This is a genomic window from Pseudoduganella danionis, from assembly GCF_009720775.1.
Lineage (GTDB): Bacteria > Pseudomonadota > Gammaproteobacteria > Burkholderiales > Burkholderiaceae_D > Rugamonas > Rugamonas danionis.
The window spans coordinates 136,026-162,012 of sequence record NZ_WNKW01000004.1 but is presented as its reverse complement, the minus strand read 5'-3'; the positions used below and the strand labels follow the sequence as shown (position 1 = coordinate 162,012).

20 protein-coding genes and 1 tRNA gene are annotated in these 25,987 nt (G+C 60.8%); 13 read left to right on the top strand and 8 right to left on the bottom strand.

Translation table 11 applies throughout. The features are described 5' to 3' along the window. Nucleotides 1–275: 275 nt before the first annotated feature. Together GM655_RS15155 and phbB are read left to right on the top strand one after the other, a co-directional pair. Entirely contained in the window at nucleotides 276–1,454 is a 1,179-nt protein-coding gene (locus GM655_RS15155) for an acetyl-CoA C-acetyltransferase (RefSeq protein WP_155435521.1), read from the top strand. Between the two features lie 91 nt (nucleotides 1,455–1,545). Beyond that, on the top strand, nucleotides 1,546–2,286 hold the full coding sequence (gene phbB / locus GM655_RS15150; protein WP_155435520.1) for an acetoacetyl-CoA reductase: 741 nt from the start codon (nucleotides 1,546–1,548) through the stop codon (nucleotides 2,284–2,286). Between the two features lie 61 nt (nucleotides 2,287–2,347). On the opposite strand, the gene GM655_RS15145 is transcribed toward phbB, so the two are convergent. After that, nucleotides 2,348–3,124 (bottom strand): hypothetical protein, encoded by a 777-nt coding sequence (locus tag GM655_RS15145; RefSeq protein WP_155435519.1) that lies wholly within the window; start codon nucleotides 3,122–3,124, stop codon nucleotides 2,348–2,350. 194 nt (nucleotides 3,125–3,318) lie between these two features. Here GM655_RS15145 and pip point away from each other — a divergent pair, with 194 nt between their 5' ends. The 3 genes from pip to GM655_RS15130 all read left to right on the top strand — a co-directional run bounded on the left by pip (nucleotide 3,319) and on the right by GM655_RS15130 (nucleotide 5,253). Further along, on the top strand, nucleotides 3,319–4,275 hold the full coding sequence (gene pip / locus GM655_RS15140; protein WP_155435518.1) for a prolyl aminopeptidase: 957 nt from the start codon (nucleotides 3,319–3,321) through the stop codon (nucleotides 4,273–4,275). Nucleotides 4,276–4,336: 61 nt separating this feature from the next. Then, on the top strand, nucleotides 4,337–4,780 hold the full coding sequence (locus GM655_RS15135; protein WP_155435517.1) for a DUF2721 domain-containing protein: 444 nt from the start codon (nucleotides 4,337–4,339) through the stop codon (nucleotides 4,778–4,780). Between the two features lie 20 nt (nucleotides 4,781–4,800). Beyond that, nucleotides 4,801–5,253: a hypothetical protein gene (locus GM655_RS15130; protein ID WP_155435516.1), complete on the top strand. Its 453-nt coding sequence runs from the start codon at nucleotides 4,801–4,803 to the stop codon at nucleotides 5,251–5,253. A 21-nt stretch (nucleotides 5,254–5,274) separates the two neighbouring features. Here GM655_RS15130 and GM655_RS15125 read toward each other — a convergent pair whose 3' ends face one another. After that, complete coding sequence (locus GM655_RS15125; RefSeq protein ID WP_155435515.1) at nucleotides 5,275–5,856, bottom strand: SRPBCC family protein; 582 nt, start codon at nucleotides 5,854–5,856, stop codon at nucleotides 5,275–5,277. Between the two features lie 149 nt (nucleotides 5,857–6,005). On the opposite strand from GM655_RS15125, the gene GM655_RS15120 reads away from it, so the two are divergent. Next, a complete protein-coding gene (locus GM655_RS15120; RefSeq protein ID WP_155435514.1) occupies nucleotides 6,006–8,045 on the top strand; it encodes an NADPH-dependent 2,4-dienoyl-CoA reductase in 2,040 nt (679 codons plus the stop codon). Nucleotides 8,046–8,107: 62 nt separating this feature from the next. Here the strand turns inward: GM655_RS15120 and GM655_RS15115 are convergent, their stop codons facing one another. The 5 genes from GM655_RS15115 to GM655_RS15095 form a co-directional block, all read right to left on the bottom strand. Further along, the gene (locus tag GM655_RS15115; RefSeq protein WP_155435513.1) at nucleotides 8,108–9,826 is read right to left on the bottom strand and encodes a cation:proton antiporter domain-containing protein; all 1,719 of its coding nucleotides are present in this window, start codon (nucleotides 9,824–9,826) and stop codon (nucleotides 8,108–8,110) included. A gap of 136 nt (nucleotides 9,827–9,962) precedes the next feature. Next, complete coding sequence (locus tag GM655_RS15110; RefSeq protein WP_155435512.1) at nucleotides 9,963–10,418, bottom strand: carboxymuconolactone decarboxylase family protein; 456 nt, start codon at nucleotides 10,416–10,418, stop codon at nucleotides 9,963–9,965. Nucleotides 10,419–10,504: 86 nt separating this feature from the next. Further along, nucleotides 10,505–11,908: a MocR-like pyridoxine biosynthesis transcription factor PdxR gene (pdxR, locus tag GM655_RS15105; protein WP_155435511.1), complete on the bottom strand. Its 1,404-nt coding sequence runs from the start codon at nucleotides 11,906–11,908 to the stop codon at nucleotides 10,505–10,507. A gap of 65 nt (nucleotides 11,909–11,973) precedes the next feature. After that, nucleotides 11,974–13,095, bottom strand: a complete 1,122-nt coding sequence (locus GM655_RS15100; protein ID WP_155435510.1) for a beta-ketoacyl-ACP synthase III — start codon at nucleotides 13,093–13,095, stop codon at nucleotides 11,974–11,976. 130 nt (nucleotides 13,096–13,225) lie between these two features. Then, nucleotides 13,226–14,671, bottom strand: coding sequence for a S41 family peptidase (locus tag GM655_RS15095; protein ID WP_155435509.1), 1,446 nt, complete (start codon nucleotides 14,669–14,671; stop codon nucleotides 13,226–13,228). A gap of 421 nt (nucleotides 14,672–15,092) precedes the next feature. Here GM655_RS15095 and GM655_RS15090 point away from each other — a divergent pair, with 421 nt between their 5' ends. From GM655_RS15090 to GM655_RS15065, 6 genes are all read left to right on the top strand, one after another. Next, on the top strand, nucleotides 15,093–15,689 hold the full coding sequence (locus GM655_RS15090; protein WP_155435508.1) for a hypothetical protein: 597 nt from the start codon (nucleotides 15,093–15,095) through the stop codon (nucleotides 15,687–15,689). Between the two features lie 118 nt (nucleotides 15,690–15,807). Continuing rightward, nucleotides 15,808–18,027, top strand: a complete 2,220-nt coding sequence (locus GM655_RS15085) for a TonB-dependent receptor plug domain-containing protein (protein ID WP_155435507.1) — start codon at nucleotides 15,808–15,810, stop codon at nucleotides 18,025–18,027. 54 nt (nucleotides 18,028–18,081) lie between these two features. Next, on the top strand, nucleotides 18,082–20,073 hold the full coding sequence (locus tag GM655_RS15080) for a M13 family metallopeptidase (RefSeq protein ID WP_155435802.1): 1,992 nt from the start codon (nucleotides 18,082–18,084) through the stop codon (nucleotides 20,071–20,073). Between the two features lie 138 nt (nucleotides 20,074–20,211). Then, on the top strand, nucleotides 20,212–22,212 hold the full coding sequence (locus GM655_RS15075; RefSeq protein ID WP_196308791.1) for a M13 family metallopeptidase: 2,001 nt from the start codon (nucleotides 20,212–20,214) through the stop codon (nucleotides 22,210–22,212). 91 nt (nucleotides 22,213–22,303) lie between these two features. After that, a complete protein-coding gene (locus GM655_RS15070) occupies nucleotides 22,304–24,370 on the top strand; it encodes a M13 family metallopeptidase (protein WP_371866835.1) in 2,067 nt (688 codons plus the stop codon). A 94-nt stretch (nucleotides 24,371–24,464) separates the two neighbouring features. Then, nucleotides 24,465–25,022, top strand: a complete 558-nt coding sequence (locus tag GM655_RS15065; protein ID WP_155435505.1) for a hypothetical protein — start codon at nucleotides 24,465–24,467, stop codon at nucleotides 25,020–25,022. Between the two features lie 63 nt (nucleotides 25,023–25,085). On the opposite strand, the gene GM655_RS15060 is transcribed toward GM655_RS15065, so the two are convergent. After that, the gene (locus tag GM655_RS15060; RefSeq protein ID WP_155435504.1) at nucleotides 25,086–25,613 is read right to left on the bottom strand and encodes a c-type cytochrome; all 528 of its coding nucleotides are present in this window, start codon (nucleotides 25,611–25,613) and stop codon (nucleotides 25,086–25,088) included. A gap of 200 nt (nucleotides 25,614–25,813) precedes the next feature. Between GM655_RS15060 and GM655_RS15055 the strand changes: the two genes are divergently transcribed. Continuing rightward, a tRNA-Arg gene (locus GM655_RS15055) sits at nucleotides 25,814–25,889 on the top strand. Nucleotides 25,890–25,987 lie beyond the last annotated feature (98 nt).

The window sequence follows — 25,987 nt, the reverse complement described above, 5'->3', positions numbered from 1 at the left end:
AGTTAGCGATTATTCAAAATATTTCAGAAATGCTTGATGCGTCTCAAGGAATGCGCGTTATCGCGCGCTTACGATGGATGACGTGGTGATCTTGGCATGCTTGCTGCTTGAGAAGAGCTAGACAGATTCCGGTATTTCTCGCGGCGCCGCAACATCGAAACCCTGCACGATGGTGGCGCTGGGGCGTATGATAAAAGTTCATGTTTTTGGCTCTTGCTGTTTGCTCATGATGTTGCTCAACCTCGCTGGCTGCTGCCGGCACATTGGAGAATCAAATGAATGATGTAGTTATCGTGGCCGCTGGCCGTACTGGCGTAGGTAAATTCGGTGGCTCGCTGGCCAAGACGCCGGCTGCCGAACTCGGCGCACACGTCATCAAGGGCCTGCTGGCCAAAACCGGTCTGGACGGCAATCTGGTCAGCGAAGCCATACTGGGCCAGGTGCTGACGGCCGGCGTGGGTCAGAATCCGGCCCGTCAGGCCGTGATCAAGGCTGGCCTGCCGAACTCGGTGCCAGCGTTCACCATCAACCATGTATGCGGTAGCGGTCTGAAGGCCACCCATCTGGCTGCACAAGCCATCAAGGCTGGTGATGCCGAGATCGTCATCGCCGGTGGTCAGGAAAACATGAGCGCTTCGCCGCACATCATGAACGGTTCGCGCGACGGTTTCCGCATGGGCGACTTCAAGATGACCGACAGCATGATTGTCGATGGCCTGTGGGACGTGTACAACCAGTACCACATGGGTACCACGGCCGAAAACGTGGCCAAGAAATACGACATTTCGCGCGCCGAGCAGGATGAATTCGCGCTGCAGTCGCAGTTGAAAGCAGAAGCCGCGCAGAAAGCCGGCAAATTCAAGGATGAAATCCTGCCGCTGGAAATCGTCCAGAAGAAGGGCAGCATCGTGTTCGATAGCGATGAATACATCAAACCGGGTTCCACCATCGAAGCCCTGTCCGGCCTGCGTCCGGCCTTCGCCAAGGATGGCAGCGTTACGGCTGGTAATGCTTCGGGCCTCAACGATGGCGCGGCCGCCGTGATCATGATGTCCGAAAGCAAAGCCAAAGAACTGGGCTTGCCTATCCTGGCCAAGGTCAAAGCCTATGCTTCGTCCGGTATCGACCCAGCCATCATGGGCATGGGCCCTGTCACGGCTGCCAAGCTGTGCCTGAAAAAAGCCGGCTGGACGCCAGACGATCTGGACCTGATGGAAATTAACGAAGCCTTCGCTGCCCAGGCTGTGGCCGTGAACAAGGAAATGGGCTGGGATACCAGCAAGATCAACGTGAATGGCGGCGCGATCGCGATCGGTCACCCGATTGGTGCATCGGGCGCCCGTATTCTGGTCACGCTGATCCACGAAATGGTGCGTCGTGACGCCAAAAAAGGTCTGGCCTCGCTGTGCATAGGCGGCGGCATGGGCGTGGCGCTGGCAATCGAACGCGCTTAAGCAATAGAAGGTATCACCGGGTTGCGGCCCCTACGCCGCAGCCCGGATTTTCTGTGTTGATTTTTTGTGTCAATTTAAGAGGGGACGAGAAATGGCAAGAGTTGCATTAGTAACCGGTGGCATGGGTGGTCTGGGTGAAGCCGTATGTTTCAAACTGTCGGCACTAGGCTATACCGTCGTCACGACGTATTCCCCCGGCAATACCAAGGCAGAACAATGGCTGGCCACTACCCGTGACCAGGGCTATAACTTCCGCGCTTACCCGTGCGACGTGGCGGATTATGACTCCGCCCAGGCGTGCATTGCTGCCATCGAGAAAGACATCGGCCCGATCGACGTACTGGTGAACAACGCCGGTATTACGCGCGACATGACTTTCAAGAAAATGGATAAACCGAACTGGGACGCCGTCATGGCCACCAATCTGGATTCCGTCTTCAACATGACCAAACCCGTCTGCGACGGCATGGTCGAGCGTGGCTGGGGTCGCATCATCAACATCTCTTCCGTGAACGGCCAGAAAGGTGCTTTCGGTCAGACCAACTATTCGGCGGCCAAGGCCGGCATGCACGGTTTCACCAAGGCGCTGGCGCTGGAAGTGGCGCGCAAAGGCGTGACCGTCAACACCATTTCGCCGGGCTATATCGGCACCAAGATGGTGATGGAGATCCCGCAGGAAGTGCTCGACTCCAAGATCATTCCGCAGATCCCTATGGCCCGTCTGGGCAAGCCGGAAGAAGTGGCCGGTCTGGTGGCCTATCTGTCGTCGGATGAAGCAGCGTTCGTGACCGGTGCCAACATCGCCATCAACGGCGGCCAGCACATGTCGTAAACAGCGCTCGCGCGTAAAAAAACCAGACCCGCAGGTCTGGTTTTTTTTTGCCCGGGCCGCCTTACTGGGTGGCGATGTCCCAGCCCAGATTAGTGTAACCATGCTGGCTGGCCGTAACGTAGCCGCTCAGCGTGCTGTCCGCATTGAGGCCGTAGCAATAGCTGCGCGTGGTCTTGGCGGCCAGTGCCGGATTGCTGCCGGCATAGGCGGGATCCGGTGTTTCCACACTGTTCAGGCACATCAGCACCCGGGCGCTGCTATCTTTTTTCAGTTCCCAGCGATAGCTGGTGGTGCTGATCGTGCGTGGACCAGTTGCCGTGGTTTCGAAGGTGGCAGTCTCGCCATTGCCGCCGCTCTCGCCGGGTATGGCACTGGTGGGCAGGTTGCCCTGGCTAGTGAGCACTTCCATGCGGTTTTCCACCAGACCGTTGAGCAGCATCTGCTGTCCCTTGGCGGAATACCACAGGTGGGCGGTGCTGCGGCTGGGTTGGGTGTCGCCGAGCAGAATCTGGAGTTGTAGCGTGATATCGGTGCCGCTGACCTCTTCGCCTCCGAAGGTGACACTGGCGCCGTCGCTCGGGCGTGGTTGCAGTGTCAGGCTGGCTAGCACGTCGCCACTGGCGCAGCAGGCCGTGCCTTTCATGGTCCAGCTATGGGGTTTGCCATACAGTTCCAGTACGGCTTTGCGCACATCGTAGCTCGCGCCGGGGACGGGTGTGGGATCGGACTTGTTCAGGGCAGTGTTGCTGGTGGGGCTGCTTGTACCGCCACCGCAGGCGCTCAGGATGGGCAGTAGCAGCGACACGAATAAAGTCGCCGGTGTGCGTGTGAGTTTCATGAAATATCCTTGGTAAGTGATATGTTGATAAGCTTGCACACGCTTGTGGCGTCGCAATCGCAGGGGCATGGACCCGGGTAAGGACGCCATTGTGAAGTGATGGCAATTTGATATTGTCAAGTATTACACTTCTTTACAGTAGTCCGGCTGCGCCGGCGCCGTTACAATCGCGCTATTACTGAACAAGGACTGCCATGACTGAGCCGACCACGCCGCTGTTTCCACCTATCACGCCTAGCCGTCACGGCATGCTGGCGGTGGATGAACTGCACACGATTTACTGGGAAGAAGTAGGCAATCCTGCCGGCATACCCGTGATTTTTCTGCACGGCGGCCCTGGCGCCGGCCTGTCGCCCCAGCACCGGCGCTTTTTCGATCCGCAAAAGTACCGCGTGATCCTGTTCGACCAGCGTGGCGCGGGCAAATCGCTGCCGCTGGGCGAATGCCGCCGCAACACCACCCAGTTGCTGATCGAAGATATCGAACGCCTGCGCGTGCAGGCCGGCATCGAACAGTGGCTGGTGTTCGGCGGCTCGTGGGGTTCGACGCTGGCGCTGGCCTACGGCGAAGCGCATCCGGAACGCTGCCTCGGCTTCGTGCTGCGCGGCATATTCCTGTGCACCGAGCGCGAAGTGGACTGGTTCCTGCATGGCGCGCGCTGGTTCCATCCTGAAATCCACGAGGAATTCATCGCCCACATACCCGAAGCCGAGCGCGGCGACCTGCTGCAGGCCTATCTGACCCGCATCATGGACCCTGATCCCCACGTGCACCTGCCTGCCGTGCGGGCCTGGAGCCGCTTCGAAGGGCGCCGCGTATTCCTGCTGCCGCAGCCGGACGAAGCGTCGTCCGATGCGCTCGATCTGGGCGTGGGCCGGCTGGAAGCCCATTACATGGCCAATCTGGGCTTTTTCACGGAGGAACAGTTGCTGCGCCAGATAGACCGTATCGCCCATCTGCCGGCAGTGATCGTGCAGGGCCGCTACGACGTGATCTGTCCGCCCGTAACGGCATGGCAGTTGCATCAGGCCTGGCCCGGTTCCGTGCTGAAAATGGTGGCCGACGCCGGCCATGGCGCGATGGAGTACGGCATTTCGCAGGCGCTGGTGCAGGCCACCGAGCAGTTCAAGCGGCAGCGCCGCTTCGACTGAAGCCCCGCCCGCCGTGCTGGCGGGCTGTTACACTAGCGGTACTTCACTACTCATTGTTTCCATGAATATACAAGTTGGCGACGTAGGCCATATCATCCAGCTAGCGATTGCGCCGGTGTTCCTGCTGACGGGGGTATGTACCAATCTGATGGTACTGACCAACCGGCTGGCGCGTATTATCGACCGCTCGCGTGTGCTGGAAGACCGCCTCGATGTGGGCTATAGCGACGTCTATCTGAACGAGCTGGACGTGCTCTACCAGCGTTCGCACCTGATCAATTCTTCGATCACCCTGTCGACTGCCTGCGGGCTGCTGATCTGTCTGGTGATTGCCATGCTATTCCTGGGCGATATTACCAATATCGCGCTCGACAAATATATTGCGGGCATGTTCGTCGTGGCCATGCTGGCGCTGATCGGCAGCTTCTACTATCTGCTGCGCGAGATTTTCATCGCCTCGGCTTCCATGCGTTCGCACCGCCACGTGCGCCGCCCGCTCAAATAACCTGACCAGTAAGAGTTTTTATGCACGACTATCAACGCCCCCCCACCCTGTACCGCTATGGCATCCACGAAGATCTGGAGCTGGCGCTCACGCAGGGCCAGTTCATCCTGACCCCGGCGGCCAACTGCCTGACGCTGAGCTTCTCGCAAGTATGGGAGCCCAAGCTGTTTGAATTGTTTGCCGCCGATAGCTGCCTGATCATCCATAACACGGAAGAATTCGGCGAGCGTGTACACCGTGCCGTGCAGCGTGCCTTGCCTAGCTGGGCGGGCATCGACGGTGCGGTGGAATATGGCGTGCGCGCGGCTCTGGGCGCAGCCTTCAGCAAGACGGCGGCCGAAGCGCCGGAGCAGGAATGGCAGTTTGCATGGCGCGCCATGCAGGCCAATCTGAGCCTCAATCCTGTGCTGATCAAGGTTGGCAGTCTGGAAAACTTCGCCGAGCTGCGCAAGCGCGATACTTATCTGGCCTGATTTTCAGGTTAGGCCCGCACGTCAGCGGGCGTCCTCGCGCCGTTCTAGCCGTGCCAGCACGGCGCCCATCATGCGCTCGATATCGCCGCGCACCATCTTGGCCCCAAGGATGCCGGGCACATAGAAGTTCGGCATCAGGCGGCCGCTGTACACCACCTTGGTGCCGCCCGTTTCCGGCACGGGGATCAGCTCCCAGTGCGATTCGTAGTGCTTCATATCGCCCGAAACCAGCGCAATGTCGATAGACGACATGGGCTGCTCGGTGGCGCGCACGATCAGATGGATGGCACGCGTCATGAACAGGAAGCGGGCCACGCCGAATTGTTCGATCACCACTTCATTGCCATTGCGCGACAGGACTTTGCACGACTCCATATCGGGCACGAAGTCGGCCATGCGTTCATAGTTGGTCAGGGTTTTCCACACGCGCGGCAGCGGCGTCGAGACGGTGCCGGTGGCATCGACTTCATACATTTTCTGGCCGTCGATTTCGATGCGGTTGACCGAGACTTCGAGCTTGGGCAGTTCCGGGCGCGCCGTCTGCGCCTGCACCAGCGGGGCCCAGCTCACGGAAAACAACAGAAACAGAAAGAATCGCGTCATCGTGTCAGCGTAAGGGAAAGGGGTGCAGAATACAAGTGCGCGAGCACACGCTCACGGCTATTCCACCTCTTGCAGGGGGACTTTAGAAGCCCGGATCTAGAGATTTGGGTTTTAATGCCGTGATCCCTAGGTCTGATATAACAACGACAATGACAAATTATCCTCATCTGCTGGCCCCCCTCGATCTCGGCTTCACCAAATTGCGCAACCGCGTGATGATGGGATCGATGCACACCGGTTTGGAAGACCGCTTCTACCACTACGGCAAACTGGCCGCGTTCTACCGCGAACGGGCGCGTGGTGGCGTGGGGCTGATCGTCACGGGCGGTATCTCGCCTAACCGGTCCGGCTGGCTGCTGCCGTTCGGCGGCACGCTCAATTTCAAGGGCGACGTGCTGAATCACCGCCGCGTCACCAAAGCCGTGCACGAAGAAGGCGGCAAGATCCTGATGCAGATCCTGCATGCAGGCCGCTATGGCTATCAGCCGCTGGTGGTGTCGGCCTCGGATAAAAAATCGCCGATCTCGCCGTTCAAGCCGCGCGCACTGACGGAAGCCGGCATCGAAGCCACTATCCGCGATTACGCGCGCTGCGCCAAGCTGGCGCGTGATGCCGGCTACGACGGCGTGGAAGTGATGGGCAGCGAAGGCTATCTGCTCAACCAGTTCCTGTGTGCGCGCACCAATCTGCGCACCGACCGCTGGGGCGGCAGTATCGAAAACCGCATGCGCCTGCCGGTGGAAATCGTCAAGCGCATACGCGCCGAAGTGGGCCCTGATTTCATCATCATGTACCGCCATTCGCTGCTCGATCTGGTCGAAGGCGGCAATACCTGGGAAGACGTGGTGACAGTAGCCAAGGCGCTGCAGCATGCCGGCGTGACCATCCTGAATTCCGGCTACGGCTGGCACGAAGCGCGCGTACCGACCATCGTGACGTCGGTGCCGCGCGGCGCCTTTGCCAGCCTGGCCGGCCGGCTGCGGCGCGAAGTGACCATCCCTGTGGTGGCTTCGAACCGCATCAATATGCCGAACGAAGCGGAAGACATACTGCGCCGCGGCGATGCCGACATGATTTCCATGGCCCGTCCCTTCCTCGCCGATGCGGACTTCGTCAACAAGGCCGCGCAAGGTCGCGCCGACGAAATCAATACCTGTATCGGCTGTAATCAGGCCTGCCTCGATCACACTTTCTCGAACAAGCGCGCGAGCTGCCTGGTGAACCCGCGTGCCTGCCACGAAACGGAACTGGTATATGCGCCGGCGCAGAAGAAGCGCCGCGTGGCCGTGGTGGGTGCCGGTCCTGCCGGCCTGTCGGCCGCCACGGTGGCAGCCGAATGCGGTCATGACGTGACGCTATTCGATGGCAATGAACAAATCGGTGGTCAGTTCCGCATCGCCATGCAGGTGCCGGGCAAGGAAGAATTCCGCGAGACGATACGCTACTTCGAACGCAAGCTGGCAATCACCGGCGTCAAGCTGCGCCTCGGCGTGCGTGTCAGCCGCGAACAGTTGATACAGGATGGCTACGATGAAGTGGTGGTGGCCACCGGCATCAAGGTGCGCCGTCCGCCTATCGAGGGCATAGACCATCCGAAAGTGCTGTCGTATGTGGATGTCTTGCAGAACAAGGCGCCGGTGGGCAAGCGCGTGGCCATCATCGGCGCGGGCGGTATCGGTTTCGATATGGGCGAATACCTGCTGCATGACAGCCGCCACCCGCTGCCGCTGGCGCTCGACGTATGGGCGCGCGAATGGGGCGTGGATTTGCAGGGCAATACGGCCGGTGGCCTGACCCCGGCCGAACAGCCGGAGCCGGTGCGCCAGCTGTATCTGCTGCAGCGTAAGACTTCCAAGCCGGGTGCTGGGCTGGGCAAGACCTCGGGCTGGGTACACCGTGCCGTGCTGGCACGTAACGGCGTGGTGATGCTGTCCGGCGTGCAGTATGACCGCATCGACGATCAGGGCCTGCATATCACCGTGGGCGGCGAACAGCGCTTGCTGTCGGTCGATAACGTGGTGGTGTGCGCCGGTCAGGACAGCCTGAACGAGCTGATGCCGAGCGAAGAGGAAATCAAAGGCCATCCGGGCTGGCCGCGCTTCCACAAGATAGGCGGCGCTGCGCTGGCGGCGGAACTCGATGCCAAGCGCGCCATCCGCGAAGGTGCCGAACTGGCCGCGCGCTTCTGAATGTAGCCGCCCGCTAGCATTACTGCTGCGGGCAACCTGTCAGCGCAACGGCCGCAGCTAGTTTAGTGCGGCCGTTGCTGTTTCTGTGCGAACTGTGCGAGTACGTGGGCGCTCATGCCCTTGGCCAGCTCCTGCTCGCCCATAAAGATTTCGCCAGCGCGCTCGCTGCGCAGCAGTTCCGCGTCGCTGTCGCTGTGGGTGCGCACCACGGTCTGGATGTGCGGGTTCAGCGTGCGCGCCGTTTCTATCATGGCGCGTACTTCGAAAGTGTCGGGCGTGGCGATCACCAGCATGGCGGCGCGCGCCACGTGGGCCTGTATCAGCACGGACGTTTCGCCGCCATTGCCGGCCACGGCGTGGATGCCGCGCTGGCGCAGTGCATCCACCAGTTCGCGGTTCTGCTCCGCCACCACCACGGCGATGCCTTGTGCTTCCAGCGCATCGGCGATGCGCCGCCCTACGCGGCCATAGCCCACCAGCACAACATGGCCCGAGAGCTGCTCCTGCGGCACCGACATGGGCAGCATGGCCAGCGGGTCGGTGGTGCGTTCGAAGCGTGCCGCCAGCTTGCTGTTGAGGCCTAGCAGGCGCTCCAGCGGCGTCAGGGTATGGAACACCAGCGGGTTGAGTGCAATCGAGATGATGGCGCCAGCCAGGATCAGGCTCTGGCCTTCGGCCGGCATCAGTCCCAGCGACAGGCCCAGCGCCGCCAGAATGAAGGAGAACTCGCCGATCTGCGCCAGACTGGCCGAGATCAGCAGCGCGCTCTTGGCAGGATAGCGCAGCAGCAGTACCAGCAAAAACGCCACGATGGATTTGCCGAACACGATGATGAACACCACGGCCAGCAGTTTCAAAGGTTGTTCGATGATGATGGCCGGTTCGAACAGCATACCGACCGAGACGAAGAACAGTACGGCGAAGGCGTCGCGCAAGGGCAGCGATTCTTCCGCCGCGCGGTGGGCCAGTGCCGATTCGCGCAGCACCATGCCGGCAAAGAAGGCGCCCAGTGCGAACGATACGCCGAAGTAGTGGGTGGAGCCGTAGGCGATGCCCACGGCGGCGGCGATCACGCACAGCGTGAATAGCTCGCGCGAGCCGGTGCGCGCGACCTGCCAGAGTATCCAAGGGAACAGCTTGCGGCCTACCACCAGCATCAGGGCGATGAAGGCCGCCACCTGACCCAGTGTGATGGCCAGCGTGGTCCACAGGCTGCCGCCTGCGTCATGCTGGGCTGTGGCGGGCAGGCTGCCGCCGAGCGGACCGGCCAGTGCCGGCAGCAGCACCAGTACCAGTACCGTCACCAGATCTTCCACCACCAGCCAGCCCACGGCGATGCGCCCGTTCAGGCTATCGAGAATGCTGCGTTCTTCCAGTGCGCGCAGCAGCACCACCGTGCTGGCCACGGATAGCGCCAGCCCGAACACCAGACCGCCGCCCACGCTCCAGCCCCAGTACAGCGCCAGCCCCATGCCGAGTGCCGTCGCGAAGCCGATTTGCAGAATGGCGCCGGGCAGGGCGATCTTGCGTACGGCCCACAGGTCGTCCAGCGAGAAGTGCAGGCCGACCCCGAACATCATCAGCATCACGCCGATTTCGGCCAGCTGGCCGGCCAGCACCGTATCTGCCACGAAGCCCGGTGTGGCCGGGCCGATGATGATGCCGGCCGCCAGATAGCCGACCAGTGCCGGCAGCTTGAGGCGGGTGGCGATATAGCCGAACAGCAGCCCGGTTCCTAGTGCTGCGGCGATGGTGGTGATCAGGCTGAGGTTGTGATGCATGCGGGCGCGGCTCCTGTGGCTAAAGGCGGGCTGAAAGCCGCAGCGTAGCACAAGCTGGAGCGTTGCCGGGGCCGCACTGGCCGGATTGGCCTTCAGCGCGTCATGACAGAAGGCGCAAGGGCCGGTTCTGGCAGGATCAGGCCAGTGCAGCCAGCGCGGCCGGTGCGCGGCGCATGCTGACGCTGAAGCGGTTGAAAGCATTCATCAGCGTGACGGCGACGGTGAGATCGGCCAGGGTCTGTTCGCCCAGCACGGCCAGTGCGTGCTGGTACACATCGTCCGGCACGCGGGTCTGCTCGACGCGGGTGACGCTCTCGGCCCAGGCCAGCGCAGCACGTTCCGCTGCGCTGAACAGCGGTGCCGCTTCATCCCACACGGGCAGGAGGGCGATCTTCTGCGTGTCCACTTCCAGCTTCAGCAGATCGCGCGTGTGCATATCGATGCAGAAGGCGCAGTGATTGATTTGCGACACGCGCAGATAGACCAGTTCCAGCAGCTCGGCCGGCAGCGCGGCGGAAACGTAGTCCTTGATGGCCAGCAGGTGCTGGTAGGGTTGTGCTGCCAGTTTGAAGACTTCCAGACGTTTGCTCATGATGATTCCCTTCCTGGGGTGGTTACGATGGAATCATTGTGCGGGTTGATGGCCTAGTGCAGTAGAGCCAAGAAGTGGGATTCAGTCTAGTCCATAAGTTTGAGTATGCGCTGGCCCAGTGCCCGCGCGCGGGCCGGCGTATCGATGTTGGTGAAGGCCAGCAGCAGCGCCGAGGCGCCGTGCGGCAGCATGCCGCGCTCGGACAGCGCATGTGCCGCCATGCCATGCGCGCGCATGCGTGCTGCCAGCGTGCGGTCGGTATGGCGGCCCTTCATGCGCAGCACCAGATGCATGCCGCCCGGCTGGGGATCGACCAGCATGTGCTTGCCCAGTACGGCAGTGAGTGCGTTGGCGGCCAACTGGCGGCGCTCGCCGTACAGGCGGCGCATGCGCTGGATATGGCGGGCGAAATGGCCTTGGTTGATGAAGTCGGCCACGATCTGCTGCATCAGCGTGGCGCCGCCGGCCGCAAAGGTGCGGCTGATTTCGTCGAAGCGCGGCACCTGTGCCGGTGGCACCACCAGATAGGCCAGCCGTATGGCCGGGAACAGTACCTTGCTGAAGGTACCCGAGTACAGCACGCGGCCGTTGCGGTCCAGGCTTTGCAGTGCGGGCAGAGGCCGGCCCTGATAGCGGTATTCGCCGTCGTAATCGTCTTCCACTACCCAGGCACCGGCTTGCGCGGCCCAGTCGAGCAAGGCGAGCCGGCGTGGCAGCGACAGCGCAACGCACAGCGGGCTCTGATGGGCCGGCGTAACGATGGCGGCACGCGCGCGCGGCGCGCTGGCGATGCCGTGCGCCACCATCAGACCTTCGCCATCGACGGCCACGGGGACCGGCTGCAGGTGGGCTGCGCGCAGCAGTTCGGCCGTGGGCGGATAGCCGGGGTCTTCCACCCAGACCTGATCGGTCGGCTGCAGCAGGGCGCGCGCTACCAGCTCCATGCTGTTGCGGTAGCCGCTGGTGATGAATACCTGCGACGGTGTGCAGTTGATGCCACGTGATAGCTGCAGATAGGCTGCAATCGCGCTGCGCAGTTCGGGCAGGCCGGCCCAGGCCGGGTAGATCATGTCGTCCGCTCCGGTGGCGCGTACGGCACGTGCAGCCAGCCGCGCCCACAGCTTGCGCGGGAACGCGTCCAGCGCCGGTATGCCCATCTGGAAGGGCAGGGTGGAGCTGGCAGCATGGCCCAGATTATCGTGCGCCGGCAGTGGCGGCTGAGATGGTGTGACGGCTGTGCGGCGGGCCAGCGCGCTGGTGACGAAGGAGCCGGCCTGAGCACGCGCTTCGACATAGCCTTCCGCTACCAGCAGGGCATAGGCCGATTCCACCGTACCCCGTGCCAGCCCCAGTTCCAGTGCCAGCGCACGCGCGGCAGGAATCCGGTCGCCCGCCTGCAACAGGCCCTCCGTGATGGCATTGCGCAGGCGCGTGTAGATCTGGCGGTAGAGCGGTTCGCTGGCGCTGGCATCGAGGGGGAGAAATTTCATGGTCTACTGCGCCAGCCTGCCGAGTGCTGGCCGGCAGGCTGCCGGCCAGTGGTGAAGAAGCCTGATTACAGGCGTTTGACGACCACGCAGCCGATCGAGTAACCGGCGCCGAACGAGCAGATCACGCCGAGCTGGCCCGGCTGCATATCGTCCGAGTGCTTGTGGAAGGCGATCACGGAACCGGCCGACGAGGTGTTGGCGTAGGTGTCCAGAATCACCGGTGCTTCGCCCGGTTCGGCGTCGCGGCCCAGCACCATGCGGCTGATCAGCAGGTTCATGTTCAGGTTAGCTTGATGCAGCCAGTAACGGCTTACCTGCGGCACTTCCAGACCGGCGCCGGCGATGGTGTCCTTGATCATTTCGGCCGCCATCGGGCAGACATCCTTGAACACTTTGCGGCCCTGCTGGCGGAACAGTTTGTCCGGCTGGCCCACGCCTGTCTCGTCGAAGCGGTTGAGGAAGCCGAAGTTGTTGCGGATGTTGTTGGAGAAGCTGGTTTTCAGCTTGCTCTCGACGATTTCCCAGCGCTGCGCGCCGGTGGCCGTGTCGGCCGCTTCGATCACCATGGCAGTGCAGGCATCGCCGAAGATGAAGTGGCTGTCGCGGTCGCGCCAGTTCAGGTGGCCGCTGGTGATTTCCGGATTGAGTACCAGCACGGCACGCGCCTGGCCGCTCTGCACGGCCGCAACGGCTTGCTGGATGCCGAAGGTGGCCGAGGAGCAGGCCACGTTCATGTCGAAGCCATAGCCTTCGATACCGAGTGCACCTTGCACTTCCACCGCCATGGCCGGATAGGCGCGCTGCATATTCGAGCAGGCCACCAGCACCATGTCGATATCGGCCGCAGTGCGGTTGGCGCGCTCGAGTGCCTGACGGGCTGCGGCCACGCAGATTTCCGCCTGCAGCGACAGTTCGTCGTCGCTGCGTTCGGCGATGCGCGAAACCATGCGCTGCGGATCGAGGATGCCGCTTTTCTCCATCACGAAGCGCGACTTGATGCCCGAAGCTTTTTCGATGAAGGCCACGCTGGACAGTTCCAGCGCCGTCACACTGCCGTCGGCAATGGCTGCGGCATGCTCGGCATTGAATTGCTCGGCGTACGTATTAAAGCACTGCACCAGCTCTTCATTCGAGATGGACTGGGCTGGGGTGTAGAGACCGGTACCGCTGATGACGGCTTGTTTCATAGTTAAACTTTCAAATTAGGCAATGGCTTGCACCATTAATGACGCAAATTCTACACAATGACTGCACGATAGGCGAAATTAAAAGCGGCGCCCCGCAGGCGCCGCCATTTTAGCCACAGCCTCAGACGGCTTATTTGCCGCCGCCATGGCCGGCGGAAGCTGCGCCAGCCTGCACCACTCTGGTTTCCGGTCTGGCCATCTGCACGGGCAAGCCCTTCAGATGGTTGAGCGCCTGCTGTAGCTGGAAGTCTTCGCCGCTGCCGTATTCGAGTGGCTTGCGCTTCTTCTCCTGTGCCACCAGACGCAGTTGCTCTTCCGGCTCTTCGTGGCGCGCCCGCACACCTTCTTGATCGCGGTCATTGACCAGATGCTTGTCCAGATCAGCTTCGCGCGGGCGCAGGGCATTCAGGCCGTCGCCATCGGCATATTCGTCCACGGCCAGATCGGGCACTATGCCCTTGGCCTGGATGGAGCGGCCGTTCGGCGTGTAGTAGCGCGCCGTGGTCAGCTTGACGGCCGTATCGGCCGTGAGCTGGCGTATGGTCTGCACGCTGCCCTTGCCAAAAGTCTGGCTGCCGATGATCTGGGCCCGTTTGTAATCCTGCAGTGCGCCGGCGACGATTTCGGACGCCGAGGCGGAACCGCTGTTGACCAGCACGGCCAGCGGGATCTGCTTGATGGCGGCGGGCAGCTTGGCCAATGCATCGCTCTCGTTATGCACGGCATAGTATTCGGGGCGGCCATAGAAAATCTGCTTGGAGTCGGATAGCTGGCCATTGGTCGAGACGATGGCCGCATCTTTGGGCAGGAAGGCCGCCGCCACGCCGATGGCGCCTTGCAGCACGCCGCCCGGATCGTTGCGCAGATCGAGCACCAGCCCTTTCAGATTGGGGTCCTGCTTGTACAGTTCGGTGATCTTGGCCGCCAGATCGTCTACCGTGGGATCCTGGAACTGGGCAATGCGCAGCCAGGCATAGCCGGGTTCGACGATTTTGCCCTTCACGCTTTTCTGCTGGATTTCTTCGCGCGTGAGCTGGAATACCAGCGGCTCCGGCTCGCCCTTGCGCAGCACCGTCAGGCTGACTTTGCTATGGGGCTCGCCGCGCATTTTCTTGATCGAGTCTTCCAGACTCATGCCTTTGACGGGGCTGTTGTCGAGCCGGCTGATCAGGTCGCCCGGCTTGATGCCGGCGCGCCAGGCCGGCGAATCTTCGATGGGCGCGACGATTTTGATATAGCCATCTTCGCTTTCGCCGATCTCGATGCCGAGGCCGACGAACTTGCCTTGCGAACCTTCGCGCAGTTCGGCGTAGGCGCGCTTGTCGAGGTAGGCGGAATGGGGATCGAGCGAAGCCACCATGCCGGAAATGGCTTCCGTCAGCAGCTTCTTGTCATCGACTTTTTCCACATAGTCCGATTTGATCAGGCCGTACACATCGGCCAGTTGGCGCAATTCTTCCAGCGGCAGCGGCTGTTCCACCGGCTTTTGCGCCATGGCCGAGAATTGCAGCGACACGGCAATGCCGGCCACGACACCGAGGCCGATCAGGCCAGTATTCTTGAGTTTCTTGCCCATATTGCCACCTATCTAATGTTGCAGAGTGCAGTGGCCGCCCTTGAGTATTCGCGGCAACGTGCTGGATTTCAGTATAAACCTGATTTCCGGAAAGCGTTTTAGCCGTCACGAAATGATTTATACCTTTACCCGGATTTACCACGGCCCGGCTTGACAAAACCGGCACACCAGCAGCGTCTAGGCGGCTAATAAATTTGCAATTTCTTGCAGCTTGTATAGATGGCGTAAAGGTCGGTAAGCAAATGTAAGAAGCCCTTCCGCCTGCGAAAACGCGGCCTACACTGAACTCGTATTTCTCTCTACCCTGAAGTGGTTTTCCGCCTGCGCCCCAAGCGCAGGCTTTTTTTTTTACGGCGGGGTCAGGTCGGGCGTTGGTGCAGAGGCCCCTTTGCCCGACCTGACCCCAAGTGATGGAGTGTGTATGCAAGCAAGAATGAAGAGGGGCTGGCGCCGTAGTATGGCCGCGCTGGTGCTGGGCGCTGCGCTGGCGCCTGCCTGGGCTTTGCCAGCGATGGAAATGCGCGCCGAGGATTATTTGCCCATGGCTGCCGAGCTGAAAAAGTCGCTCAACCTGAACAGCAACCAGCTGATCCTGTGGCAGCAGACGGAGAACAAGACGCGCAACCTGTTGCGCGAACGCCAGAGCCGGCGCGAACAGATGCAATCGGCCTTGCAGGATGGCCTGAAGGGCACGAATGTGGAACTGCGCGATCTGGCCCGCGCCGTCGAAGCAGAAGCGGCCTCGGCCGCGAACGAGGAAAAGCTGTTGCGCGAATGGTGGCTGACCGTCAATGATGCGCTGAGCGAAAGCCAGCGTCAGACGGTGGTGCAACTGGTGGCCGAGCAGTTGCTACGCGTGCCTGAGCATGGCGGTGGCGGTGGCGCTGGTGCTGGCCCGCGCCGCGAAGAAGGCGGCGACGGGCGTCATGGCGGCGGCCGGCGTGGCGGTGGCGGCGCCAGTATCAGCGGCCCCGGTGGCAGCAGCCTGAACCTGCACATGCCCGGTGGTGGTGGCTGATGAAATAACAGCTAAAACTAAGGCTGAGCACGGCTGCTGCCAGCGGCTGTGTATCGTAAAGTAACATTCTGCGACGGTATGCGTTTGTCCTGAGGGCTGCCAGTAAAATAGCGGCCCTATGAGCAAACTGATTCCTTACGCCTGTATGGCACTGCTGGGCGCGTCCAATGCGATCGCGCAAAACGAACTGGGCGGCTCCGCCAGCAAGCCCCTGCTGGGACCGGACGGCAAGCCCGTGCAACAGGTGAATGTCACGGGTGGACGCGCGAGCGATCTCGATGAGCGCCGCAACTCCGTTGCCGGCAAACAGATTTTTAGCCGCGAAGAGCTGGACCGCAATGGCGACAGCAATCTGGGCGATGTGCTCAAGCGCTTGCCCGGCGTGACGCTCGGTGGCCGTCCCGGCCGTGGCGGTGATGTGCGCATGCGCGGCATGGGCAATGGCTATACCCAGGTGCTGCTGAATGGCGAACGGCCGCCGGCCGGTTTTTCCATGGAATCGCTGTCGCCCGATCAGGTGGAGCGGGTAGAAATCATGCGCGGCCCTGTGGCTGAACACAGCGCGCAAGCGATTGCCGGCACCATCAACATCGTGCTGCGCGATGGCTACCAGCAGCGCGACAAGCAGCTCAAGCTGACCGACACCATAGAACAGGGCCGCCATGCGCCGAACGTATCGCTGACGGCGCCCGGCAAAGTGGGCCAGCTCACCTATCTGCTGTCGGCATCGCTGTTCGAAAATCTGCCCCACGATAACACCCTGACCTATAACCGCGACACCCGCGCCGATGGCGTGGTGCTCAAGGACCAGAACGTACTTGATCAGAGCCGCCGCACGGCCTATGGCGTGCACTTCACGCCGCGCCTGTCGTATAAATTCGAGGGGGGCGATACGCTCAACTTCCAGCCCTTCATCATGAGTTTCCGCAGTCATGGCGATGCGCGCAGCGATCTGGGCCAGAACACGGGACTGGTGCCGCCAGCCTTGCAGCAGCCGCCCGAATATGTGGCGGCGCTGAGCAAGACCCATTACTCGGGCACTTTTATGCGCGGCTTCGGTAACTGGATCCACAAGCTGGAAGGCGCCTCCAAGCTCGATGTGAAGTTCGGCTTCGGTCATGGCAGCAGCGATAACGATACCCAGCGCGCCCAGTACGATGGCGCGGGCAAGTTGCAGGACAGCTTTAGCGATACCTCGTCCGTGCGCGAGCACAGTTTCAATAGCGGCGGCAAATACACCACGCCGCTGGGCCGCAACCACGGTCTGGCCGCGGGCTGGGATGTGGAACTGGGCCACCGTGTGGAAACCAAGGTATCGGTCGACCAGAACGGCGTGCCGCAGTTTGCCGAATCGGGCGATAACCTGACGGCCGATAGCCGCCGTCTGGCCCTGTACGCACAGGATGAATGGGATATCTCCTCGCAATGGTCGGGTTATGGCGGCTTGCGCTGGGAAGGCATACGCACCACCAGCAGCCGCGCTACGGGCGATATCAACAACAGCAGCAGCGTGTTCAGTCCCTTGCTGCATGCGGTGTACCGCATCCCGGGCCGCGAGAAGGACCAGTTGCGCGCCAGTCTGACGCGTAGCTACAAGGCGGCCAATGTGCAGGACCTGATTGCGCTGCCATCGATCGCACGCCTGAATAGCGCCACCCGTCCCGACCGCACGGGCAATCCGAACCTGAAGCCGGAACTGGCCACCGGCCTCGATCTGGCCTATGAACATTATGTGGGCCGCAGCGGCATCATCAGCGCAACGGGCTTTGTCCGTAACATCGATAATCTGATCCGCCGTGTCGTGCAGCAGGAACAGACCTCGACCGGGCTACGCTGGGTCTCCACGCCGCAGAACATCGGCCATGCCCGCACCAAGGGCATAGAACTGGAAGCCAAGTTCCAGCTGCAGGAATTGCTGCAGCAGGGCCCGGCCATCGATCTGCGTTCCAACTACAGCCGCTTCTGGTCCAGCGTGGACGACATTCCCGGCCCGAACAACCATCTGGACTCGCAGCCCAAGCAGACCGCCAATCTGGGCATGGATTACCGCATGAAGGCGCTGCCGCTGACGCTGGGCGCGAATATGAACTGGACCGCACCGACGCTGGTGCAGAGCAGTCTGACGCAGGAAATCGGCACCAGCCGCAAGCGCTCGTTCGATGTCTACGGCCTGTGGAAAATCGACAGCCTGCAGCAGCTACGCATCTCGGCCAATAACCTGATGGCGGAAAGCGCGCTCGGTAGCAATATCGTCACCACCAACGGGCTGTCACAAGCAGCCTACACCAGCAACCAGACCTATGTGGCCTGGAGCGTCAAATACGAACTGAAGTTCTAACGGAGACCTCAATTGAAAACACGTTTTGTTGTGAGCACGCTGGCCCTGAGCCTGATGGCTGCTTTTGCCAGCGCCCATGATGCGGCGCCGATTTCGGGCATCGACACCCAGTTCATCGACCGCAGCGTACGCGCGCAGGATGACTTCTTCCAGTACCTGAATGGTACGTGGCTGAAAACCACCGAAATCCCTGAAGACAAATCCAGCTGGGGCACGTTTGCCAAGCTGCGCGACGACGTGCTGCCGCAACTGCGCAGCATTATCGAAGCGGCCGACGCCGACAAGAAACACAAGGCTGGCAGCGATGCGCAGAAGATCGGTGATCTGTATGCCAGCTTCATGGACGAGAAGCAGCTCGATGCGCTGGGCGTGAAACCGCTCGCGGGCGAACTCAATCACATCCGCGGCATCAAGGACAAGAAAGCCTTCCCGCGCCTGATCGCCCACCTGAGCGAAATCGGCGTGAGCACGCCTTACGGCATCTATGTGAGCCAGGACGCGCGTGCCTCCACCATGTACGCGGTGGGTATTTCCCAGAGCGGTCTGGGTCTGCCCGACCGGGACTACTATCTGAAAAAAGATGACGCCGAAATGGCCAGCGTGCTGGCCAAGTATCAGGCCCACATCGCCCACATCCTTAAGCTGGCCGGCCATAGCGAGCCGGAAGCCAGCGCGAAAGCCATCGTGGCACTGGAAACGGCGCTGGCCGAAGTGCAGTGGACCAAAGTCGAGAACCGCGATCCCGTCAAACGCTACAACAAGATGGGCTTGCAGGAACTGGCCGCGCTGTCGCCCGGCTATGACTGGCAGGGCGCTTTGGCCGCAGCGGGCGTGGCCGGCAAGACCGATTACGTGATCGTCAACCAGCCTAGCTACCTCACGGCGCTGAACAGCGTGATGGAGAAGACCGAACTGGCCACGTGGAAGGCTTACTTCGAATGGACGCTGCTGCGCCGTGCATCGCCGTATCTGTCGCATGATTTCGCCGATGCCCATTTCGCCTTCTTCAGCACCGTGCTGACGGGCGTGGCCGTCAAGCCGCCGCGCTGGAAGTCGGCCGTCAGTCTGGTGGAGGGCAGCCTCGGTGAAGTGCTGGGCAAGCTGTACGTGGCGCAGCATTTCCCGCCTGAGCGCAAGGCTCGCATGGAAGTGCTGGTGCAGAATCTGCTGGCTTCCTACAAGACCAGCATCGATGCGCTGGACTGGATGAGCCCTGAAACCAAGACGGAAGCGCAGGCCAAGCTGGCCAAGTTCACGCCGAAAATCGGCTACCCGAACAAATGGCGCGACTACAGTGCGCTGGCCGTCAAGAAGAATGACCTGATCGGTAACTCCATGCGCGCGACGACTTTCTCCTACCAGCGCATGGTGGAGAAACTGGGCAAGCCGGTCGACCGTGAAGAATGGGGCATGACGCCGCAGACGGTGAATGCGTATTACAACCCGTCGAAAAATGAAATCGTGTTCCCGGCCGCGATACTGCAACCGCCATTCTTCGATGCGCGCGCTGATGATGCCGTCAACTATGGCGCCATTGGTGCCGTGATCGGTCATGAAATCAGCCACGGTTTCGACGACAAGGGTAGCCAGTCCGATGGCGACGGCAATCTGCGCGACTGGTGGAGCAAGCAGGACCGCGCCAACTTCAAGCTGAAGACGGATGCGCTGGTCAAGCAGTACGACGCCTACAGCCCTGTCAAAGGCTATAACGTGAACGGTGCACTGACGCTGGGCGAGAACATCGCCGACAACTCCGGTCTGGCCATTGCCTACAAGGCGTACAAGCTGTCGCTGGGTGGCAAACCTGCCCCCGTGATCGATGGCCTGACGGGCGACCAGCGCTTCTACATGGGCTTTGCGCAAGTGTGGCGCGCCAAAGTACGCGACAAGCAGCAGATCGTGCTGATCAAGACCGATCCGCACTCGCCGGGCCAGTTCCGCGCCAATGGCACGCTGGTCAATCAGGCCGGCTTCTATGAAGCGTTCGGCGTGCAGCCGGGCGACAAGATGTATGTTGCGCCGGAACAGCGGGTAAATATCTGGTAATCGTTTCCACGCAATAAAAAAGGCCACGGTATGACACATACCGTGGCCTTTTTGTTATTGTTCTGCCTTTGCTATGTTCCATTCCTTCACCGTCCATCACGGGAGTCCGCTTTGAAAACCTATCTGTTGAGTGCATTGATGCTGGGGCTGCTGGCCACGGCCGGCGTACAGGCCCAGCCCAAACTGGCCGGCGTGGACCGTGCCGGTGCCGATACCAGTGTGCGTGCGCAGGATGATTTCTTTAATCACGTGAATGGCCGCTGGCTGGCGCAGACGGAAATCCCGGCCGATAAATCGAGCTGGGGCTCGTTCGAAAAACTCGATGACGACACCAAGCCGCAGCTGCGCGCCCTGATCGAAGCGGCGGCGAATGACAGCAACAAGCAGGCTGGCAGCGATGCCCAGCGCATTGGCGATTTCTACGCCAGCTATATGGATGAAGCGCGGCTGGAGCAACTGGGCCTGAGTCCCATCCAGCCAGAGCTGGACCGGGTGGCCGCCTTGCGTGACAAGGCCCAGTTGCCAGCACTGTTTGCCCATTACCACCGACTCGGTGTGACGGCGCCGTTCGGCTTCCTGATCCATCAAGACAACAAGGATTCCACGCGCTACGTGGCCGATCTCGCTCAGGATGGCCTGAGCCTGCCGGACCGCGACTACTATCTGAAAAAGTCGGACCGCAAGATGGCCGACACGCTGGCCAAATACCAGCAGCATGTGAGTCGCATGCTGGCGCTGGCCGGCAGCACCCAGCCCGATGCCGAGGCACGCGCCATCGTTGCGCTGGAAACGGCGCTAGCCAAGCTGCAGTGGGACAAAGTGGCGCTGCGCGATCCTGTCAAAGCCTACAACAAGGTGCCGCTGGCCCAGCTGAACAAGCTGGCGCCCGGTTTCGACTGGACCACCTGGCTGGCCGATACTGGCATAGGCGGCAAGGTCGATTACGTGATCGTGAGCCAGCCCAGCTTTATCAAGGGCGTGAACGGGCTGCTGCAAACTACGCCGCTGGCCACTTGGCAGGCGTATTTCCGCTGGCAGGTGATCCATGCCCATGCGGCCTATCTGTCGCAGCCGTTTGCGCGCGAGAATTTTGCCTTCTATGGCACGGTGCTCAGCGATGTGAAGGAACAGCAGCCGCGCTGGAAGCGCGCCGTCAACGCGACCGATGGCGCGCTCGGTGAAAGTCTGGGCAAGCTGTATGTGCAGCAGTACTTCCCGGCCGAACGCAAGGCGCGCATGGAAGCGCTGGTGCAGAACCTGCTGGCCGCTTTCAGGCAAAGCATCACGACGCTGGACTGGATGGGGCCTGCCACCAAGCAGCAGGCGCAGGACAAGCTGTCCAAGTTCATGGTGAAGATAGGCTATCCCGACAAGTGGCGTGACTATTCGGCGCTGACGGTCAAGGCCGATGATCTGGTGGGCAATGTGCAGCGTTCGCACGCTTTCGAGTATGCCAAGGAAGTGAACAAGCTGGGCAAGCCTATCGACCGTGCCGAGTGGGGCATGACACCGCAGACGGTGAACGCCTATTACAACCCTGAACTCAACGAAATCGTGTTCCCGGCCGTGATCCTGCAGCCGCCGTTCTTCAATGCGGAAGCCGATGATGCGGTTAACTACGGCGCCATCGGTGCCGTAATCGGCCATGAAATCAGCCACGGCTTCGACGATCAGGGCGCCCAGTATGATGGCGACGGCAATCTGCGCGACTGGTGGACGGCAGCCGATCACAAAAACTTCGCCGCGCGCAGCAAGATGCTGGTCAAGCAGTACAACGCGTTCAGCCCGCTGCCCGGTTACCGCGTGAATGGCGAGCTGACGCTGGGCGAGAACATTGCCGACAATTCCGGTGCGGCGATTGCCTACAAAGCTTACCAGTTGTCACTGCAAGGCCAGCCCGCACCCGTGATCGACGGCCTGACGGGCGACCAGCGCTTCTACATGGGCTTTGCCCAGGTATGGCGCAGCAAGATCCGCGATGCCCAGCAAATCGTTTATCTGAAAGCCGATCCGCACTCGCCGGACCGCTTCCGCGCCAATGGCACGCTGCGTAATCAAGCCGGTTTTTACAACGCTTTTGAGGTAAAACCCGGCGATAAAATGTATTTGGCGCCGAAAGAACGCGTCAATATGTGGTAAGCCTTTATCCGGGGTGGGCCGTGTGCTATAAATTAGTCCGGCCCATCATTGTGTATCGGCCTCTTTGTTTCCCTATCAAGAAGGATAAAACGTGAAACGTCATCTCGTAAGTGCCCTGACCCTGAGCCTGATCGCGGGTCTCGCAGGTGCTGCCGACAATACCAAAAGTGTTGCTCCGGCCAGTGCCAAAGTTGCTCCTAAAACCCTGGCTTCCGGTATCGCCGTCGAATACATCGACCCTGCCGTCCGTGTACAGGACGACCTGTTTGCCCACCTGAACGGCAAATGGCTGGCGACCACGGAAATCCCCGCCGACAAATCGAGCTGGGGCAGCTTCGCCAAACTGCGCGATGACATCCAGCCGCAACTGCGCGCGATTATCGAAAACGCTGCCGCCAATCCGTCGGCTGGTGCGGATGCCCAGCGCATCGGCGACCTGTACGCGAGCTTCATGGATGAAGCCCGTCTGGAGCAACTGGGTCTGAGCCCGCTCAAAGGCGAGATGGACAAGATTGCTGCGTTCTCGGACAAGAGCCAGTTGCCAGCGCTGATCGCCCACATGGGTGAAATCGGCGTGTCGGCCCCGTTCGGCTTCGGCATCCATCAGGACAACAAGGATTCCACCAAATACGTGGTCGATCTGGGCCAGGATGGTCTGGGCCTGCCGGACCGTGATTACTACCTGAAAGCCGACGACGCCAAACTGGCGGACGCACTGGCCAAATACGAACAGCACATAGCCAAGATGCTGGCACTGGCCGGCGACGCCAACAGCGCTGCTACCGCCAAGCAGATCGTCGCGTTCGAAACCGAACTGGCCAAGCTGCAATGGACCAAGGTGGAACTGCGCGATCCAGTCAAAGCCTACAACAAGGTGGACATTGCCAAGCTGGCCGAAGTGGCACCCGGTTACGACTGGAACGCTTACCTGAGCGCTGCCGGCATCGCTGGCAAGGTCAATTATGTGATCGTTGGCCAGCCTAGCTACCTGAAGGGCATGACCGCGCTGCTGGCCGCAACGCCGGTCGATACGCTGAAATCCTACTTCCAGTGGCAGTTGCTGCGCGCTGGTGCGCCTTACCTGAGCAAAGCCTTCGTGGATGAGAACTTTGCCTTCTACGGCACCGTGCTGAGCGGCGTCACGGAAATGCGTCCACGCTGGAAGCGCGCCGTCTCGACCACCGAAGGCGCACTGGGTGAATCCGTGGGCAAGCTGTATGTCGAGAAATACTTCCCGGCCGAGCGTAAAGCCCGCATGGAAGTGCTGGTGAAAAACCTGCTGGCCGCCTATAAGACCAGCATCGACAAGCTGGACTGGATGAGCCCGACCACCAAGAAGCAGGCGCAAGCCAAGCTGGCCAAGTTCACCACCAAGATCGGCTACCCTAACCACTGGCGCGATTACTCCAAGCTGGTGATCGCCAAGGATGATCTGGTCGGTAACATGCTGCGTTCGCGCCAGTTCGAATACAACAAGGAACTGAACAAGCTGGGCAAACCGATCGACCGCGACGAGTGGGGCATGACGCCACAGACCGTGAATGCCTACTACAATCCGGAAATGAATGAAATCGTGTTCCCTGCATCGATACTGCAGGCACCGTTCTTCAATGCGGATGCGGATGATGCCGTCAACTACGGCGCCATCGGCGGCGTGATCGGCCATGAAATCAGCCACGGCTTCGACGATCAGGGCGCCCAGTACGATGGCGACGGCAATCTGCGTGACTGGTGGACGGCTGCCGACCACAAGAACTTCGCGGCCAAGACCAAGATGCTGGTCGAGCAGTACAACCAGTTCAGCCCGCTGCCTGGCTATAACGTCAACGGCGAACTGACCTTGGGCGAGAACATTGCCGACAACAGCGGCGTGGCGATTGCCTACAAAGCTTACAAGCTGTCGCTGAAAGGCAAGAAAGCTCCCGTCATCGACGGTCTGACGGGCGACCAGCGCTTCTACATGGGCTTTGCTCAGGTATGGCGTATGAAAATGCGTGAAGCCCAGCAGATCGTGCAGATCAAGACCGATCCGCACTCGCCGGGTAAATTCCGCGCCAACGGCACCATGCGTAACCAGCCGGGCTTCTACGACGCGTTCGACGTGAAGCCGGGCGACAAGATGTATCTGGCACCGAAAGACCGCGTGATCATGTGGTAAGCCGGTACTAGCCGAGTAAGAGGGCCGCAGCGATGCGGCCCTTTTTTATTGTGCGGTACACTAGCGGCTTGATCATCGAGGAAGTTGTTGAACCATGCGTCTGCGTTATGTCGTACCTGTTTTAACTGCTGTGCTGCTGTCCGGTTGCGGTGATAGTTTTACGCCCGTCGATCTGTACATGGCGAAAACGCCCGAATGCCGCGACTGGCAGGAAGGCTCGCGCTACAACCTGCCCCGTGGCGTGAGCATCTCCACCACCTCGCCGCAGGTGCAGGCCGATGGCAGCACCGAGTTCACCTTTGTGTATCTGGTGCCGCGCGGTGAACGCGCCATGTTCCTGAGCCGCGAATATCTGGTGACAGCACCGCATGGTCCCGTGCTGGCCAAGGCCGAACTGGTCAGCTTCTATCAGCGCGCCACCAATTCGCGCGCCGAAATCGTCGACGTGATCCCGAAAGTGCCGGACATGCTGGTGGCCGGTGCGACGGGTGATGAAACCATCTGGCGTGTGCGTCTGCGCGTGAAGGAAAAACTGCCCGAGCGTTTCGATGTGCAGCCGCCCGCGTTCGAGATCGCGCTGACCAAGTACCCGATGCGCACCTTTACCTACCGCTATTTCGCCGAGCGCAAGGCGCCGGGCCTGTGCAGCTAAGGCTGGGTGAGGACGAAAAAAAACCGGCCATCTGGCCGGTTTTTTTCTGCGCGCTGATAGCGCTTATTTGGCTTCGGCAGCAGCTGGTGCTTCCGGTTCTTTGAACTTGCCGCCTGCAGCGTTGCCCATGTAGGCTACGGCGCGGGCGATTTCCACGTCGGCCAGTTCAGGATTGCCGCCTTTGGCTGGCATGGCGCGCAGACCTTCGTTAGCGTGTTTAACCAGCGTATCGAAACCTTGAGCAATACGGGCACCCCATGCGCCTGCGTCGCCGAATTTCGGTGCACCGGCTGCGCCGCTGCCGTGGCAGGCTGCGCAAGTGGAGGTGTAGATGGCTTCGCCCGTTTGCAGCACTTTAGGACCGCTCACATCTTTCAGCGTAAAGCCGTTGTCGGCAACCGGTGCCAGACGGGCAGCGATCTCATCCGGTTCCTGGCTGTTCGAACCACGGCCGGTCAGCTTGTCGGTGGTGACATACTGAACCAGCAGGACGATACCGATGATGACTACGGCGAAGAAGCCGATAACAGCAGCGACCAGCTGCTTAGGCGTTTTGATGGCGGATTCGTGTTCGTTATGTGCGTCGCTCATGATTTCCTTAACAGACTGATTTGAGAGTCGGATGGGGGTGAAAAGATCAACCAACAGCCGAGCAAAGGCTCTACTTGATCGGCGATTATAGACTCAAAAATGCCTGCTAGGAAACGAGTTAGCGCGCAAAACGACACTTTCCATGGACGCAGAACGAATAAAACGGTATCCTACGGCTCACTTCAGAAATCCCCTCCAGCGCGGCTGTAGCTCAGTGGATAGAGTATTGGCCTCCGAAGCCAAGGGTCGCTGGTTCGATTCCAGCCAGCCGCACCAATAATGACGGGCTTTTAGTATGCTTTTTCGGCATGCTGGGATTCCTTCTCATGATTTGGGAAAGTTTTTGGGAAAGATTCTGGGCAAATATATTTGCC

What these genes read in the sequence shown, in the direction of transcription:
- GM655_RS15095 (WP_155435509.1), bottom strand. Translation starts at nt 14,671, where the DNA reads ATGGGCAAGAAACTCAAGAATACTGGCCTGATCGGCCTCGGTGTCGTG.
- GM655_RS15100 (WP_155435510.1), bottom strand. Translation starts at nt 13,095, where the DNA reads ATGAAACAAGCCGTCATCAGCGGTACCGGTCTCTACACCCCAGCCCAG.
- GM655_RS15130 (WP_155435516.1), top strand. Translation starts at nt 4,801, where the DNA reads ATGCACGACTATCAACGCCCCCCCACCCTGTACCGCTATGGCATCCAC.
- GM655_RS15090 (WP_155435508.1), top strand. Translation starts at nt 15,093, where the DNA reads ATGCAAGCAAGAATGAAGAGGGGCTGGCGCCGTAGTATGGCCGCGCTG.
- GM655_RS15110 (WP_155435512.1), bottom strand. Translation starts at nt 10,418, where the DNA reads ATGAGCAAACGTCTGGAAGTCTTCAAACTGGCAGCACAACCCTACCAG.
- pdxR (WP_155435511.1), bottom strand. Translation starts at nt 11,908, where the DNA reads ATGAAATTTCTCCCCCTCGATGCCAGCGCCAGCGAACCGCTCTACCGC.
- phbB (WP_155435520.1), top strand. Translation starts at nt 1,546, where the DNA reads ATGGCAAGAGTTGCATTAGTAACCGGTGGCATGGGTGGTCTGGGTGAA.
- GM655_RS15080 (WP_155435802.1), top strand. Translation starts at nt 18,082, where the DNA reads ATGGCTGCTTTTGCCAGCGCCCATGATGCGGCGCCGATTTCGGGCATC.
- GM655_RS15085 (WP_155435507.1), top strand. Translation starts at nt 15,808, where the DNA reads ATGAGCAAACTGATTCCTTACGCCTGTATGGCACTGCTGGGCGCGTCC.
- GM655_RS15155 (WP_155435521.1), top strand. Translation starts at nt 276, where the DNA reads ATGAATGATGTAGTTATCGTGGCCGCTGGCCGTACTGGCGTAGGTAAA.
- GM655_RS15065 (WP_155435505.1), top strand. Translation starts at nt 24,465, where the DNA reads ATGCGTCTGCGTTATGTCGTACCTGTTTTAACTGCTGTGCTGCTGTCC.
- GM655_RS15115 (WP_155435513.1), bottom strand. Translation starts at nt 9,826, where the DNA reads ATGCATCACAACCTCAGCCTGATCACCACCATCGCCGCAGCACTAGGA.
- GM655_RS15145 (WP_155435519.1), bottom strand. Translation starts at nt 3,124, where the DNA reads ATGAAACTCACACGCACACCGGCGACTTTATTCGTGTCGCTGCTACTG.
- GM655_RS15060 (WP_155435504.1), bottom strand. Translation starts at nt 25,613, where the DNA reads ATGAGCGACGCACATAACGAACACGAATCCGCCATCAAAACGCCTAAG.
- pip (WP_155435518.1), top strand. Translation starts at nt 3,319, where the DNA reads ATGACTGAGCCGACCACGCCGCTGTTTCCACCTATCACGCCTAGCCGT.
- GM655_RS15120 (WP_155435514.1), top strand. Translation starts at nt 6,006, where the DNA reads ATGACAAATTATCCTCATCTGCTGGCCCCCCTCGATCTCGGCTTCACC.
- GM655_RS15075 (WP_196308791.1), top strand. Translation starts at nt 20,212, where the DNA reads ATGCTGGGGCTGCTGGCCACGGCCGGCGTACAGGCCCAGCCCAAACTG.
- GM655_RS15125 (WP_155435515.1), bottom strand. Translation starts at nt 5,856, where the DNA reads ATGACGCGATTCTTTCTGTTTCTGTTGTTTTCCGTGAGCTGGGCCCCG.
- GM655_RS15135 (WP_155435517.1), top strand. Translation starts at nt 4,337, where the DNA reads ATGAATATACAAGTTGGCGACGTAGGCCATATCATCCAGCTAGCGATT.